Below are 16,123 nucleotides of genomic sequence, written 5' to 3'. Positions count from 1 at the left end.
GGCCGCCCCGTCTCTTTCCCCTCCGGACCCGGCGCGGCGCGTGACCTGTCTCGATGCGCTGCGCTTCATCGCCGCCGCCGCCGTGGTGTTCCAGCATGTGGCCGAGGTGAGCAGCCCCGGTGGCGCCGCGCTGGTGGGCCTGCTGTCGCCGGGCGTGTTCGGCGTGGTGCTGTTCTTCCTCGTCAGCGGCTATGTCATTCCCATGGCCGCCCGCGGGCGCTTCGAGCTGAGCCGCTTCGCCATCAGGCGCCTGTTCCGCATCTATCCGCTGGTACTCGTCACCTTCGCGCTGCTGGCGCTTGCCGGCTTCAGCGGCGCGGTGCCGGCCTTCGCCTATGTGCGCGCGGCAAGCCTCTTCGACTGGCTGGCGAACCTGTTCCTCGTGCAGGACTACACCGGGGCGAAGCCGCTCTGGGGCGTCACCTGGACCCTGAGCCTGGAAGTCGGCTGGTACGCGCTGTTCGCCCTGTCGCTCATGATCTGGGGTGAGGGGTTTCACAGGCGGCTGGCGATCGCGGTGCCGCTGGCCCTGCTGGTGCTGGCGCTGCTGTCGGTGGCGAGCGGCGTCCGGCTGCCGTTCGGCCGGCTGGGCATGATCTATGCCGCCATGCTGGGTTGCCGGCTCTATCATGGCGCGGCGGGCGGCATCCCGCAGGCGCGCCTGCTGCTGGATGTCGCCGTGTTTCTGCTGGTGATGGCGCTGTGCAATGGGGTGGCGTTCGGCCATTTCCGGCATCCGAACATCACGCTCAATCAGGCGCTCGTGCCATGGCTCGTCGCGCCGCTGCTGTTCGCAGCGGTGATACTGGTGCCGGCGGTGCGCGGTTCGCGCCTCTTCAGCAGCCGGACGCTGGCGTGGCTGGGGAGCATCAGCTTCTCCACCTATCTGCTGCATCCGCTCGCCATCGGCCTTGCCGAGCGCATGGGCGGCGGCTTCATCCCCGTCGCGCTGGTCCTGACGCTGCTGCTGTCGGCGCTGGGCTATTATCTGGTGGAGCTTCCGGGCCAGAAGCTGGGTGCCGCCCTCAGCCGGCGCCGGGTGCCGGAGGGCCTGCCGGCCTGAGGCGTCCCGCTCCCGCGCAGCATCATGCGACGGCAAGCTTGCGCGCTGGATCTGCCGCAAGGCGAGCTATGCAATGGCGCTTTTGGGCAAGGACCCTTGTCCGAACGAATAAGCCTCACCCTCGCGCATCTGCGCCATGCTGATGGCGGGAGGAGCGCATGCCACCATATCGTGAGCCGCCTGATCCGGAGATACGGTTGCTGGATGATCGGCTGATCGAGAGCGCTTATGCGATCGGCGAGCAGATCGGCGATCTCATTGCCGATGCGGCGGAGCGCAGCACGGAGTTCGCCCACCAGCCGAGCGGGCGGCGGGTGGTGGAGGCGATTGCCACGGCAATCACCGAGCGGGATGAGGAGCTGAGGCGCGATACCGCCGCCGATTACGAAATCGGCATCCTCCTTGCCCCTTATGTCATGCGCTTTCTGCAAGTGCTCCACCGGGACGATTTCCGGCGTCTGGACGGCCTGCCCGAGCTGCGCGTGGGGCCGGACAGAGGCGTGCCGGGCGATCTGGTGCCGATCGATGCGGGCAACCGTCGTGCCCTTGAGAGCATCATGGCCGTCGCGCAGTCGGACGCGCGCCGGCCGGCGGGCGGACGCGCGATCGGCGGCGAGGAGCATGTGGGCGCCGAACAATGGCAGGAGGCGGCGCGCGCGGTCGGGTTCGTGGAGATGCAGCCGCATCGCACGGTTGCGCGCAACTTCTTCAGCCTGTTCACCGTGAGCTTCTGGTCGGCCCGCAAGAGCGTTAGCCAGAGCGGCGTGGCGACGATCAACTTCACGGTCGATTGTGCCAGCCACGGATACCAGCTCGAATACTGGCCGCGTTTTCTCTATTCACCCGTCGTCTTCGGGGGCTGCCTGACCCGTCCGGTGAGTGCGCACATCCCCGTCAACCATTATCGTTTTCAGGGCTGGATCGGCGGTCACGTGACGCCGGACGGCGGCCTCTATCAGGCCGACGCCAGCCACACCAATGCTACGCTGAGGGCGTTTTGATCCTCGATGGCGTCATGGGCGAACTCCTGCCTCTGGCCGACACGCTGCGCGGTCACGCTCTCGAATGGTTCGGGCCTTTTGCCGGCATGGTCACGGTCGCGGGCCAGATTCTGGCGGCCGTGCTCGCGCTTCTGCTGATCGGCGCCGGCCGCCGGCTGTGGGCGCCGCCCGGACACGGCCTGCAGGATTTCGCCCCGCGCATCGCAGGCCTTCTGGCGCTGGTCGGGGTGGTGATCCTCTATGCGGCCAGTCGGGGCGGGGACACGACGCTCAGCTTTCTTCAGGTGGCCATCTGGACGGCGGCCATCCTGCTGGTGTCCGCCATCGTTTATGTGGTGGCCTATCAGTTGCTGACCTTACAGTGCCCCGGCGAGGCGAAGACCTATGTGCGGGGCCTGCGTCTTCAGCGGGATGCATGGCGGGTGCTGATCAACGACAAGGGGCCGCCGCCGCTTCCACTGGAGCGCACCTTCTCGGACGAGGACAGGCCTTCCGATGCCCGCAACTATTTCTGCGGGTGCGATCGGGCCGTGCCGGAATGGATCTGGACCAGAGGCTCGCTGGTGGCGGCGCAACTGCTGCTGTTCCTGCTTTATATCCCGCTTGCGGTGTCCGTCATTCTGCTGCTCGCGGCATCCTCCTTCGCCGTGCAGCAGCTTGACACCAAGGTGGTGAAAACGCCGACGGCGACGGTCGCCCAACTCCCCGCCGACCTGCTTTTCGACTACGACAAGTCCACCTTGCGCCCCGATGCGCAGGCGGCGCTGGAGCCCATCGCCCAACTGATCCGTGATCGCTGGAAATCCGGCCCCGTCATCGTGGCGGGCTATAGCGATGGCAAGGGCAGCGACGCCTACAACGACCGCCTGTCGAAGGACCGCGCCACCAGCGTGGCGCAATGGCTGGCCACGCAAGGCAAGCTGGCGCATGTGCCGTTCGATGTGCAGGGCCTCGGCAAACGTGATCCCGTCGCCCCCAATGCACTGCCCGATGGGCGCGACAATCCCGATGGGCGCAGCCGCAACCGGCGGGTCGTGGTGGTGGTGCCGGACGCGGCGAAGGCGAACTGACGCGGCTGTTCACGCCTCCGCCAGCCGCGCCACGGCGAATGCCTGCGGCGCCAGTCCTGCCGCGTGGCGGGCCAGCATGGTGGTGAAGGCGCTCTCCAGATGCCGCGCATAGAGTTGCGGCCGGAATAGAGGCGAGGCGTTCCGGCCCAGCGCCACCCGCCGGGCGACATCCGCCCGCGTCGCGTGATCGGTGGCAAGGTGCACAGCCAGCGACGCGTAAGCGCCGGCATCCGCCGTCACCAGATCATCGAGGCCGCAGCAGTGCAGCAGGCTCGCCGCCACGCGGGAGGCAAAGGCGCGCCCCGGGCGGGTGATGACGGGCACGCCGGCACGGATCATGTCGCTGGTGGTGGTGTGGCCGGTGCAGGGGAAGGTATCGAGGGCGATGTCCGCCAGCGCCAGCCGGGCCCTGTGCCGGGCATGCGGCACCCGCTCCGCGAACACGAGGCGAGCCGGATCCAGGCCGCGCGCGGCCGCCTCCCCGCGCAGATTGGGTTGCGCATCCGCAGGGGCCATCAGCCACAGCACGCTGTCCGGCACACGGGCGAGCACGCTGGCCCAGAGGTCGAACTGGTCCGGGTCCAGCTTCTCCACGCCGTTGAAGGAGCAGAAGACGATGCCCTGCGCCGGCAATCCCGCCTCCTGCCGGAGAGGAGGGGCGGGCGCGTCCCCGGCGGGCGGGGCGTCGGCGAGGGCGTCATTGGCCTGATAGCAGTCGGGCAGATGCACCAGTTGCTCGCTGATGTGCGGGGCAAGCTCCGGCGGCGCCACCGTGGCATCGGCGATCAGATAGTCCAGATGGGCCGCACCGGAGGTGCCGGGAAAGCCCAGCATGGCCACCTGGATGGGGGCGGGGCGGGCGGCGAGGATGTCCCCGCGCGCGCCGGTGGTGTGGCCCATGAGATCGACGAGGATGTCGAGATCGAGGGCGGCGATGCGGGGCAGGGCTTCGGCCGGCCGGGCGGCGGCGAGATCGAGGACATGCTCCCCCGCCGCCATTATGCGCCGTCGTTCCGGCGAGGCGTCGTCGGCGCCGGTGGAGAGGATGAAGGTCTCGAACCGCGCGCGGTCATGGCATTCCAGCACACCGGCCAGCAGCCGGGCGGTGGGATGGGCCCGGAAGTCCGCGCCGAGATAGCCGATGCGGATGCGTCTCCCCCCGGTGCTGCGGGGCGACGGCCGGCGCGGCGCGGCGGGGAAGCGGGCGGCGGCGCGCGTGGCGGCGATGCGCTGGAGCGCGGGATCATCGAGCCAGAAGGTGAAGAAGGGCGGCGCGGCGGGGCGCTGCGGATCGCGGGTGGCGGACAGACGGTCGGTGAGGGCGGTGAAGTCGCGCCAGTCGGTGAGCTGCCTGCGATAGAGGAACAGCATGGGCAGCGCGTCGGCGGGGGCGCCGGGCATGAATGCCGCCCGCTCCATGGCCTGGGCCGCCGCTGCGGTGCGCTCCTGCGCGCCGAGCAGCAGAGCCATGTTGAACCAGATCTTGGCATCGTCCGGCTTGCGCCGGGCGGCGCCTTCATAGAGCCGCAGCGCTTCGTCCGCCTTGCCCTGCCGCTCCCGCACCATGGCGAGCAGGTGCTGGGCGTCGGCATGATCCGGCGTCTGGCGCAGGAATTTCCGGTAGCAGCCGGCGGCGGCTTCCCACGCGCCGTGCTGATGGTGCTGCCAGCCCTGGGCGAGCAGCGGATGCAGCGCCGGCACGGCGGGCGCGGGCCGATGGGAGGTGACGAGCATGATCTGGCCGCAGAGGAGCGTCGGGCGCGCCGCATGGTGGGCATGCGCGCCGGCAGGTGACGGATGTCGCGGTCGGGCTGAGCCCGGTCGCTTACGGTTTCGCAGGCGTCACGCGGCCGAAAATGCGGGCCGAAGATTTCGGGAATGGCACGTCTGTTGTTCTTGTAATGTCACCGGTCTGGCAGAAGGCGGCCAACCAGCGCTTTCATGGTTCCAAAGGCGGAATGCTCAGGCTATTGCCCCGCGCCCGTCCTGAAGACTGAGGCGAACAGGGCGTAAGCCGGGAGGGGTGAAGCAGCGGGAATATCCTGTCTTCCCCTTGGGAAGGTTTCGCCGATGTCTTCGCTGACCTGTACTTTCGGTGCCCCGGATTGGGGATCCACCTCCAATGCGGTTGCCTTACACTAAGTAAGTGTGGTCTTTATTTTTGATTCTATGTGCAGTGTGCGTGTAATCGACTTTGAAATTGCAAGCTATAATTCGTGATGGATTCTGATTTCGTCGCGTTTTTATTGAATTCGAATCCCGACATGACTCCATGTTGCTTGGCATTTGTGGGTGGTCAAGGGGCCTTTTCGGAGGTGGGGCGCCGTCCGTCCGGTGTGCACTGCAACTGCCGTAGCCCTGTCCGTGTCATCGGACGGGTGAGGGACACCGCCGGGAGGGTTCATCCGGCCGGCGCAGCGCGAACCCGGCCTCGGTCCGGCTGATGTCTTCCGTCGCTGGCTGATGCAGAGCGCGCGCGGCAGGGCGGAGCCGATCCGGCCCGTCGCCATCGCCGGAACCGTCGGGCTTCATGACGAGCGAGGGATGGCGTTTGTGGCCGGACTGTCAGGGAGGGGAGATCGATCGGCTCTGAAGGCGGATCGGATCAGGCTCTGGAGCCGTTCGCGCAGAAGCGTGCGCCTGTCTGCGGCGGGATTTTGGCCAAGCCACCGGGTCGGCGTCCGCCCGGCTTTCGATTGCCGCGCAACCTCGGCGGCAACCGGTCTCTATTGAGCAGCCGGACACGGATCGGCGGGCCAGATGGATGAAATCTGGCCCGCCGATCCGGCTCCAAGGCTTTGGCGGAAAGTGTTCTACGGCTTTGATTGCGATGCGATCGAAGCCGAACCTGCTCTAGAAGTTCACGGTCAGGCTGCCCTGCACCATGTTGTTGGTGTCCTGCCCGGAAAGCTGGCCGGCGTAGAACAGCGAGAAGGTGGTGGTCGGGCTGAAGGCGATGTCCAGCCCCGCTTCCACGAGCGCCGCATCGGTGCCGATGGGCGTGCCCGCCACGGTGAAGGGCACCGGCCCGCTGGCGAAGCCGAACGTCGCTTCGGGTGTGATGTCGCCGAAGGCATGCTGCCAGGCCAGCGTGCCCCGGAAGGCGGTGCTTGCGCCGGTGAAACCGCCGAGGCTGAAGGGCACCGACACCCGCGCGCCGAGCGTGGAATAGGTGACGCCCTGGCCGGCCCCGAAGCCGGTCAGCGCCGCGGCGCCGCCCTGCTCGGTGAAGCCGTCCATGTCCACATTCACATAGGCGAGGCCCGCGAACGGCTCCAGAGCGAAGCCGGGCAGGGCCGTGCCGGCGAAATCGAGGCGATAGCCCAGTTCGCCGAACACCTGGCCCGTGCGCGCCGTGGTGTCGCCGCTCAGCCGGCCGCCGAAGCCGGGGAAGGCGACGGTGCGGCTGGTGTCCATGTCCGCCCAGCTGTAGGCGCCGCCGAAGCGGGCGGCGAGGGCGCCGAAATCGGCCCCGCCATAGACCGCCACATGGGTATTGTCGCTGGAGAAGGACGAGGAGCGCGCGTCCACGCTGTAGCGCGAGGACGAATAGCCCGCCGCGAAGCCCAGCCGCCAGTCGGCGCCAGCGCCCGCGAAGGTGCGGTCATAGCCGACGATGGCACCGGCCGTGTCGCCCGAGATGGTGGCGGCATTGCCGTCGCCATTGATCCGGCCCCAGGTGCCGAAGCCCTGCGCCCAGAATGCGTTGGGCGTGCCAGGAACCGCCAGCACATCGGTGCCGGCAGCCTTGCTGGCATAGGCCAGCGGCGCCGCGTTCGGACCGGTGACGGGCGCCCGCGCGCGGTCGAGCAGCGCCCGGCGCAGGATCAGGCTCTCGTTCTGAAGGACGGACATGGCGGAGGGATAAACCTCGCCATTCAGCGCATTCAGCGCCTGCCGGGTCTCGGCGAAGCTCGCCTGCGAGACCAGCGCATCATAGACCGCATTGCCCGCGCCCAGCTGTTCCGCCGCGAAGGCGACGCCCAGCTGGTTGCCCGTGGCGGCGGCGGCGACGAAGGGCACGTCGTTGCGCAGCACATCCAGCAGCACGCTGCCGGAGGTGTAGGACAGCGCCAGATTGATGAAGGGCATGTCCTGCGTCAGGCTGCCGAAGGTGCCGCTCACCCCGCCGGAGGCCAGCAGGATGGTGTACTGGGTGCCCGGCAGATAGGTGCCCGCCGCCTTGGTGACGGCAACGCCGGCCCCGTTGAGGGTGGCCGCGCCGTTGACGACGATACGATCCGACAGGCCGGTGGGATCGATCTCCACCTCGTAGATGGAGCCCGAGGAGAAGACCAGCGGCCCCGCCACCGTGAGCGTACCGATGGAATTGCCCGGCGCGATGCTGCCGCCATTGGCGAGCGTGACCGGACCCACCGTGCCGTTGCCCTTCAGCGTGCCGCCGTTGCCCACATTCAACGTGCCGCCCAGCGTGCCGTTCACCGACAGGGTGCCGGTGACGCTGGTGGTGCCGGTGAAGGCGGAGGCGTTGCCGGTCATGCTGATGATGCCCGCGCCGGTGACGCTGGAGCTGCCCGTGCCTGACAGCGGGCCGGACAGGGTGGCTGCGCCGCTGTCCAGATTGAAGGTGGCGGCGCCGTTGAGGACGAGGGCATTGGCGACGCTGAGGCCGTCGATGAGGCCGAGCGTGCTGCCGGTGTTGAGCGTGATGGTGCCGGTGCCCGCCGCCGTGTTGCCGGCGAGCGTGAGCACGCCGCCGTTCAGCGTGGTGCCGCCGGAATAGCTGCTGGCGCCAGCCAGCAACTGGCTGCCACCCGTCAGCACCAGGCCGCCGGTGCCGGTGAGGGCGCCGGAGAAGACGGCGGGAATGCCGGTGAAGGCCAGCGAGGCGGCGTTGGTGAGGGTGAGCGTCTGCCCGCCCAGCGCAACCGTGCCGGTGCCGGTGAGGCCGGTGATGGACGCCCCTGCCGTGGTGCCGGAAATGTCGAGCGTGCCGTTGGCGACCACGCCGCTGGAGGCCGCGATGCTGCCGCTTCCCACCAGGGCCAGCGTGCCGGGGCCGATGAGGGTGGCGCCCGTATAGGTATTGGCGCCGGTGAGCGTCTGCGTGCCGCCGGTGATGGCGAGGCCGCCGGTGCCGCTGATCTCGCCCGAGAAGCTGCCCGAGGCATTGGAGATCGTCAGCGTTTTGCTGCCCAGCACCACGCTGCCGGCGCCGGACAGGTTGAGGATGGTGGCGCCGGTTCCGCCGCTGGCGCTGACATAGCTGCTGGCGCCCGCCGTATAGGGCACGGTCGCCGAGGCGGTGATGGAGGCCGGGTCGATGGCGCTGATGCCGGCGAAGCTGCTGTCGGCGGGGGTGCTGTCCGTGAAGGCGACACGGTACGTCCCGCTGGCGCCGGGTGCATCGGGGGACAGCACGAGGCTGCCTTGCGGCGTCAGGGGCGTCCAGACGCCGTTGATAAATGTTCCGCCGGTCCCGCCGATGATAATCGCGCCACTATCGATTGTGAGTTCAACCGGGGGGTTGCCCGACCTAATTATGCCGCCGGCGCCTGTGGACGTTCCGCTTCCCGTCGGAGTGACGGTCGCCACCACAATGCCCGGCGCGGCCCCCGTACTGGCCGAGATGTCCAGCACGCCATTCACCACCACGCCACCGGAAGCCGCGATGCTGCCGGAGCCGGAGAGCGCCAGCGTGCCGGCGGTGACGATGGTCTGGCCGGTGTAGGTGTTGGCGCCGGCCAGCGTCAGCGTGCCGGTGCCCTCCTTGGTGAGCGTGCCGGTGCCGATGGAGACGATGCCCGAGATACTGGTGTTGCCGGCGCCGCCGACCGTCAGGGCGATGTCGGGGCCGCCGATGGGGCCGCCCAGATTCAGCGTGCCGGCATCGCTGGCGATGCGGGTGGCGCCGCTGAGCCCGATGGTGCCGCCGATGCTGTTGGTGCCGGAGAGGTTGCGCAGCGCGCCGCCATTGGCGATGCCGCTGCCGGAGACGAAGAACAGCTCGGCGCCCAAATTGATGTCGCCGGACAATTCCAGCGCCGCACCGGAGGCGATGAAGGTGCCGCCCGTCGCGCTGCTGCCCAGCGCCGCGGAGTTGCGGACCTCGAGCGCGCCGCTGTTCACGGCGATGCCGCCGAAATAGGCGGTGCTGGCGCCCGAAAGGATCAGCTTGCCGGTGCCCGTCTTGGTGAGCCCCCCGTAGCCGCCGAGGGCGCCGGACAGGTCGAGCACGCTGCCGTCTGCCACTTCGACCGTTCCGCCGGGAGCAACGCTGCGGGCAGTGGCGAAACTGCCCGTCACCGCCAGCGTGCCGCTCGATAAGTACAGGCTGCCGCTCGCGGCGCCCAGATTGGCGTCGGCGGAAACTTCCAGCCGGCCGCCCGCCAGAATGGTGCCGCCCTGATAGGTGTTGGTGCCGGTCAGCACGAGCGTGCCGGAGTCGAGCCTGAGCCCGCCCGTGCCGGAGAGCGTGCCGCTCAGGGTCAAAGTGGTGCCGGCATCGGGCGAGAGGGTGCCGGTGCCCGTGAGCACAACGTCGCGGGCGCTGGTGAAGGAGGTCGTGGTCGCCAGCCTGCCGTTGGTGAAGGTGAGCGCACCGGAGGCCGCGCCGAGATTGGCGTCGGAGGACACCTGCAGCGTGCCCGCCTCCAGCACCGTGCCGCCGGCATAGGTGTTGGTGCCGGTGAGGATGATTGTGCCGGTGCCGATCTTGGTCAGCGCGCCGGTGCCGGTGATGGGGGCGGAGACGGTGGCGGTGACGGTCCCGCCCTCCGCCCACAGCCGCCCGCCGGTGCCGAGATCGAGGCTGCCGCCCGCGCCGGCCTGAACCACGGTGCCGGAGGAGAGGAATTCCAGCGTGCCGAAGGTCTGCGCGCCGACCACCGTGACGGTGCCGGCGGTGCCGTCGAACACGCCCGTGTCGCTGCCCCAGGGCGAGGCGCCGCCGGCGGCGTTGAGCCAGCTGTTGGTGGAGGTCCAGTTGCCCGAACCGCCGCGCGTGGTGCCGTCGGCGCTCCAGTATTGCAGGCTGGTGTCCACCGACGTCACCTGCACGTCCAGCGCGTGCGCGCCCACGTCGAGGGTGTTCACGAGGTTGCCGAACTGCGGCGTGCCCAGCGTCAGACCGTAGTCGGTGATCGTGCCGCCGACGGACAGGATGCGGTACACGCCGATGCCATAGCCGGGCAGGTCGGTGATGTTGAGCGTGCCGTTCAGGCTGGCATTGCCGGTGACGGTGAAGGCGGACGGGCTGGTGGCCGGGGTGGCGAGGCTCACGTCCAGAAGCGCGCCCGCGTTCATCGCCAGCGCGCCCATGGTGAGGCCGCCGGTGCCGGGGGCGGTGGCGTCGCGCCGCAGCGTGCCGCCGGAGGTCAGGGTCACGACACCGCCGATGGTGCCGCCGACGCCCTGCAGGGTCGCGCCGGAGAACACCGTCACGTTGCCGCCCAGCCGGCCCGTGGCGGTGCCGGATGCATTGTTCACATCGAGGGTGCCGGCCTGGACGCTGAGCGTGCCGGTGAAGGCGCTGGCGTCGCCCACCATCTGTAGCGTGCCCCCGCCATCCTTCGCCAGCGTGCCGCCGCCGGTGAGGCCGCCGGCGAAGATGCTGTCGGTGCTCTGGTTGAGAACCAGCGTGCGGCTGCCGATCGCCAGCGTGCCGAGGCCGGACACGTTGTTGATGGTCGTAAAGGCGACGATGTTGGAAACGTCCAGCGTGCCGTTCACCTGCACGGCGGAGGAGCTGGCGATGCTGCCGAAGCCGGACAAGGCCAGCGTGCCGGCGCTGATGGTGGTGGGGCCGGTATAGGTGTTGGCGGCGCTGAGCGTCAGCGTGCCGGTGCCGTTCTTGGTCAGGCCCGTCAGATTGGCGCCGATCACGCCCGAAATGGTGGTGTTGCCCGCGCCGCCCACGGTGAGCGCGGCCGGCGTCGCCATGCTGGCGCCGGTGATGCCGCCGGACAGAGTGAGCGTACCGGCATCGCTGGCGATGCGGGTGTCGGCCGCCAGCGAGATGGCGCCCGCATAGGAGTTGGCGCCGGAGATGTTGCGCAGGGCGCCGCCATTGGAGACGCCGGTGCCGCTCAGGGTCAGCGCTTCCGCGCCCACCGCGATGCCGCCCTGAATTTCGAGCGCCGCACCATCGGAGACGACGGTGCCCGCCGCCGTATCGCCGAGCGCGCTGGCGCTCTGGATGTTGAGCACGCCAGCCGTGACGGAGGTGGTGCCGGAATAGCTGTTGGCGCCGGACAACGTCGCCGTCCCGGTGCCGGACTTGTTGAGCGCGGCGTCGCCGATGGCGATGTCGCCGGAGAGCACGACATTGCCGGCACCCGTCAGGCTGAGGGCGGTGTCGATGCCGGTGATGGCGCTGGACAAGGTGAGCGTGCCGGCCGTGCTGCCGATGAACGTATTGCTCACGAGCCTGATGTCTCCGGCCATGCTGTTGTCGCCGGAGACATTGCGCAGGGCGCCGGTGTTGCCGAGGCCGGCGCCGGCGAGGGTGAGCGCCTCGGCGCCCACCGCGATGCCGCCCTGGATTTCCAGTGCCGCGCCATCGGACACATAGGTGCGGCTCGCCGTGGTGCCGAGCGCGGTGGCGCTCTGGATGTTGAGCGCGCCGCCGAAGATTTCGGTGTTGCCGGTATAGCTGTTGTCGCCCGAGAGCGTCAGCCGGCCGGCGCCGTCCTTGAGGAGGGTGCCCGTCCCCGTGGCGATATCGCCGGACAGGACGACGGCACCGGCGCCGCCCACGGTGAGGCCGATGTTGGTGCCGGTGATGGCGCCGGACACGGTGAGCGTGCCGGCATCGCTGTTGATGCGGCTGGTGCTGTCCAGCGTGATGTCGCCGGCCCAGCTGTTGGTGCCGGAGATGTTGCGCAGCGCGCCGCGGAGGGACACGCCGGTGCCGTTCAGCGTCAGCGCCTCGGCGCCCACCGCGATGTCGCCCTGAAGCTCCAGCGCCGCGCCGAAGGCGACGGTGGTGCCCGCCGCCGTGCTGCCGAGCGCGGTGTTCTTGCGGATGTTCAGCACGCCGGCCGAAACCGTCGTGGCGCCGCTGTAGAGGTTGGTGCCGCTGGAATCGGTGGCACCGGCGAGAACCAGCGTGCCGGTGCCGTCTTTGGTGAGCGTCCCCGCGTTGTTGTTGAGCCGGCCGGACAGGGTGACGTTGCCCGCGCCGCCCACGGTGAGGCTGCCGGTGCTCGATATGATGCCGCTCAGGGTGAGGGTGCCGGCATCGCTGTTGATGCGGGCGTCGGCGACGAGCGAGACGGCGCCCGACGCGCTGTTGTTGCCGGAGACGTTGCGCAGCGCGCCGCCGTCGGAGACGCCTGTGCCGGACAGCGTCAGCGACTCGGCACCCACCGCGATGCCGCCCTGGATCTCCAGCGCCGCACCGGAGGAGACGCTGGTGCCGGCGGCCGTGGTGCCGAGCGCGGTGGCGTTCTGGATGTTGAGCACGCCGGCCGTGACGGAGGTGGTGCCGGTGTAGGTGCTGGCGCCGGTGAGGGTCTGTGTGCCGCCGCCCGACTTGACGAGGTTCCCGCTCCCGGAGATCTGGCCCGCATAGGTGAAAGAGGAAGAGGAATCCGTCGCGATGGTCAGGCGGGCGCCGCCCGTCTCGATGTTGCCGCCGGTGGTGCCACCGCCGCTGATGCCGGCGACCGTCTGGTTCCAGCCGCCAAGATCGAGCATGGCACCGGCGGTGTTGGCGAGGGTCACGCTGGACGTGGCGGAGAAAGCGTTGGTGCCGGCCGTCCGCAACATGCCGGCGGAGATGGTTGTGGTGCCGCTATAGCTGTTGGTGCCCAGCAGCACCAGCGTGCCGCTGCCGTCCTTGGTGAGGCCGCCGGTGCCGAGCGTGAGGCCGCCGTACAGGGTGGTGTTGCCCGCGCCGCCCACCGTCAGGTCGGTGTTGGTGCCGGTGATGGCCCCCGTCAGGGAAAGGAAATCGGCATCGCTGTTGATGCGGCTGGCGCTTGCGAGGGTGATGGATCCGCCCCACTCGGTGCTGCCGGAAACGTTGCGCAGCGCGCCGCCATTGGCGATGCCGGTGCCGTTGAGCGTCAGCGCCTCGCCCGCGACTACGATGCCGTCCTGGATCTCCAGCGCCGCGCCGGAGGAGAGGGTGGTGCCGGCTTGCGTGGTGCCGAGGGCCGTAGAGTTCCTGATGTTGACCACGCCGGCCGTGATGAGGGTGGTGCCGTTGTAGGTGCTGGCGCCCGAGAGGATCAGCGTGCCGCTGCCGTCCTTGGTCAGTCTGCCTAAGCCGGTGTTGACGCCGCCGGAGATGGTGGTGTTGCCGGCTCCGCCGACGGTCAGGTCGGTGTTGGTGCCGCTGATGGTCCCCGACAGGGTCAGGGTGCCGGCATCGCTGTTGATGCGCGTGGTCCCGCCCAGCGTGATGTTTCCGCCCCAGCCGTTGTCGCCGGAAACGTTGCGTAGGACGCCGCCATTGGCGATGCCGGTGCCGTTCAGTAGCAGGCGTTCGGAAGCGACCGTTATGCCGCCCTGGATCTCCAGCGCGGCGCCAGTCGAGACGGTCGTGCCCCCGTAATTGGCGCCCAATGCGTCGGCATTGCGGACGTTGACCACGCCGGCCGTGATGAGGGTGTCGCCGAGATAGGTGCTTGTGCCCGAAAGGATCAGCGTGCCGCTGCCATCCTTGGTCAGTCCGCCGAAGCCGAGTGCGATGCTGCCGGACAGGGTGGTGTTGCCCGCGCCGCCCACCGTCAGGCCGATGTTGGTGCCGCTGATGCCCCCCGACAGGGTGAGCGTGCCGGCATCGCTGTTGATGCGCGTGCTCCCGCCGAGGGTGATGGCACCGGCCATGCTGTTGGTGCCGGAGACGTTGCGCAGGGCGCCGCCATTGGAGACGCCGGTGCCGACGATGGTCAGCGTCTCCGCGCCCACCGCGATGCCGCCCTGGATCTCCAGCGCCGCGCCGGAGGAGACGCTGGCGCCGGCGGCCGTGGTGCCGAGCGCGGTGGCGTTCCGGATGTTGAGCACGCCGCCGCTGATGAAGGTGAAGCCGGTGTAGGTGCTGGCGCCGGTGAGGCTCTGTGTGCCGTCGCCCGACTTGACGAGGTTCCCGCTCCCGGAGATCTGGCCCGCATAGGTGAAAGAGGAAGAGGAATCCGTCGCGATGGTCAGGGTCACGCCACCGAGCGCGATGTTGCCACCGGAGGTACCGCCGCCGCTGACGCCGGCGACCGTCTGGTTCCAGCCGCCAAGATCGAGCAGGGCACCGGCGGTGTTGGCGAGGGTCACGCTGGACGTGGCGGAGAAAGCGTTGATGGCGCCGCCCAGCAACGTGCCGGCGGAGATGGTGGTGGTGCCGCTATAGCTGTTGGTGCCGCTCAGCGTCAGCGTGCCGCTGCCGTCCTTGGTGAGGCCGCCGGTGCCGAGCGTGAGGCCGCCGGACAGGGTGGTGTTGCCCGCGCCGCCCACCGTCAGGTTGGTATTGGTGCCGCTGATAGCCCCGGACACGGTCAGGGTGCCGGCATCGCTGTTGATGCGGGTGTCGCTGCCGAGCGTGATGGCGCCGGCCCAACTGTTGTCGTTCACCGGCGTGGAGCCAGTGCCGGCGATGTTGCGCAGCGCGCCGCCATTGGCGATGCCGGTGCCGTTGAGGGTGAGCGCCTCGCTGCCCACGGCCACGCCGTTCTGAAGCTGCAGCGCCGCGCCGGAGGCGACGGAGGTGCCCGCTGTCGTGCTGCCGAGGCCGTCGGAGGACTGCAGGGTGACGACGCCGGCGCTGATGGTGGTGGCGCCCTGATAGTCGTTCACGCCATTGAGCAGGAGGGTGCCCGTGCCGATCTTGATCAGGGAAATAATGTCGCCGGTGCCGTTGAAGAGACCATTGATTTCCGTATTGAAGGCGCCATCGATCGTCAGTGACTTGGGTGCGGGGCTGGCGGAGCCCAAGATGTTGCCCTGAATGACGAGATCGCCCGCACTGGCCTGGAAGGTCTGTGACGCAATCAGGCTGATGTTTTGCGCGATAAACTGGCGGCTGGTGGACAGGTTGGTGATGCCGTTCGACAGGTTGATTCTGTTCGGTGTCACGAGACCATCGTGGATGAAGAAGGTTGCGGCCCCGGCGTCAAAGGTGAGGCTGTAGTAGGACAGGCCGCTGTTGTTGAAATTGGTGGTTTGGGTGCCGCCGGCGAAATGCAGGGCCTGGTCGTTGGCGAGGGTTTGCGTGAAATTGCCGGAGGTCAGCCAGTTGGCATTGTTGCCCCCGCCGAGCCAGGTGTTGACCGTCTGCGCCCGGGCTGATGGCGCGGACAGGAGCAGCGTGCCGACGAGGGCGGCGGCGGTGAGGGCGGTGGTGGCGCACAGCCGCGTGGCGCGGCGCACGAGCACACGCCGGGTGGCATCGGGCGCCTGCGGCTGGCGGAGGGCGTCATCCGGCGCGTGCGGCTGGTGGAAGGCGCCATCCGGCGCCTGCGGCTGGTGAAGGGCGCCATCCGGCGCGTGCGGCTGGTGGAAGGCGCCATCCGGCGCCTGCGGCTGGTGAAGGGCGCCATCCGGCGCCTGCGGCTGGTGGAGGACGACGGCGCCGGTGTTCTGGCGTTCGGACACGGATCGGACATCGGTGGACCGGACATCGCTGGCGCTCCTGCGCCTCTCGCCCGCAATGGCCCCGCCTGCCGGGTGGCTGCCTGCATGGCGCTCCTCGGCGTGAACGGACGTTCCCCGGTCGTTACGCTTGCGGTCGCTATGCTTGTGACCGTTACCCGCGCGATCCTGCCCCACCATCAGCCCCCACCGACAGATCCATGGCCGGCCTCCGCATCGTGCGGAAGCGGCTTTGGGGACCGCGTGGTCTCTGGCTGTGATGCGGACAGGGCCAGCAGCCGACCGGTGAACCACGGGCACACCCCACCGGCTCTGCGCCCGCAAGGTCTTGCGCCCCGGTCTTCGCCGGCAGCCCTGACGATTTAGCCCCCCACCACAACCATAGGGGAATGATTCCCCTTACCTGCGGCCCCAGCTTGAATTTAAGCAAAAACAGTCCG

5 protein-coding genes are annotated in these 16,123 nt (G+C 69.1%); 3 read left to right on the top strand and 2 right to left on the bottom strand.

Features of this window, described 5'->3' with window-relative positions:
* The first annotated feature begins 40 nt into the window (after positions 1 to 40).
* The 3 genes from IEW24_RS10695 to IEW24_RS10685 all read left to right on the top strand — a co-directional run bounded on the left by IEW24_RS10695 (position 41) and on the right by IEW24_RS10685 (position 3,134).
* On the top strand, positions 41 to 1,063 hold the full coding sequence (locus tag IEW24_RS10695) for an acyltransferase family protein (protein ID WP_188578278.1): 1,023 nt from the start codon (positions 41 to 43) through the stop codon (positions 1,061 to 1,063).
* A gap of 197 nt (positions 1,064 to 1,260) precedes the next feature.
* Positions 1,261 to 2,064 carry a hypothetical protein gene (locus IEW24_RS10690; RefSeq protein ID WP_188578276.1) on the top strand — a complete coding sequence of 268 codons (804 nt, stop codon included), beginning with the start codon at positions 1,261 to 1,263 and terminating at the stop codon, positions 2,062 to 2,064.
* A gap of 14 nt (positions 2,065 to 2,078) precedes the next feature.
* Positions 2,079 to 3,134, top strand: coding sequence for an OmpA family protein (locus tag IEW24_RS10685; RefSeq protein WP_188578274.1), 1,056 nt, complete (start codon positions 2,079 to 2,081; stop codon positions 3,132 to 3,134).
* Between the two features lie 9 nt (positions 3,135 to 3,143).
* On the opposite strand, the gene IEW24_RS10680 is transcribed toward IEW24_RS10685, so the two are convergent.
* Both IEW24_RS10680 and IEW24_RS10675 read right to left on the bottom strand, forming a co-directional pair.
* Positions 3,144 to 4,868 (bottom strand): O-linked N-acetylglucosamine transferase, SPINDLY family protein, encoded by a 1,725-nt coding sequence (locus IEW24_RS10680; protein WP_188578272.1) that lies wholly within the window; start codon positions 4,866 to 4,868, stop codon positions 3,144 to 3,146.
* A 1,119-nt stretch (positions 4,869 to 5,987) separates the two neighbouring features.
* Positions 5,988 to 15,686 (bottom strand): autotransporter-associated beta strand repeat-containing protein, encoded by a 9,699-nt coding sequence (locus IEW24_RS10675; RefSeq protein WP_188578270.1) that lies wholly within the window; start codon positions 15,684 to 15,686, stop codon positions 5,988 to 5,990.
* Positions 15,687 to 16,123 lie beyond the last annotated feature (437 nt).

It is taken from the genome of Azorhizobium oxalatiphilum (genome assembly GCF_014635325.1).
Classification (GTDB): Bacteria; Pseudomonadota; Alphaproteobacteria; order Rhizobiales; family Xanthobacteraceae; genus Azorhizobium; species Azorhizobium oxalatiphilum.
The sequence above is the reverse complement of the archived record's forward strand: the minus strand, read 5'-3'. Positions and strand labels throughout refer to the sequence as shown.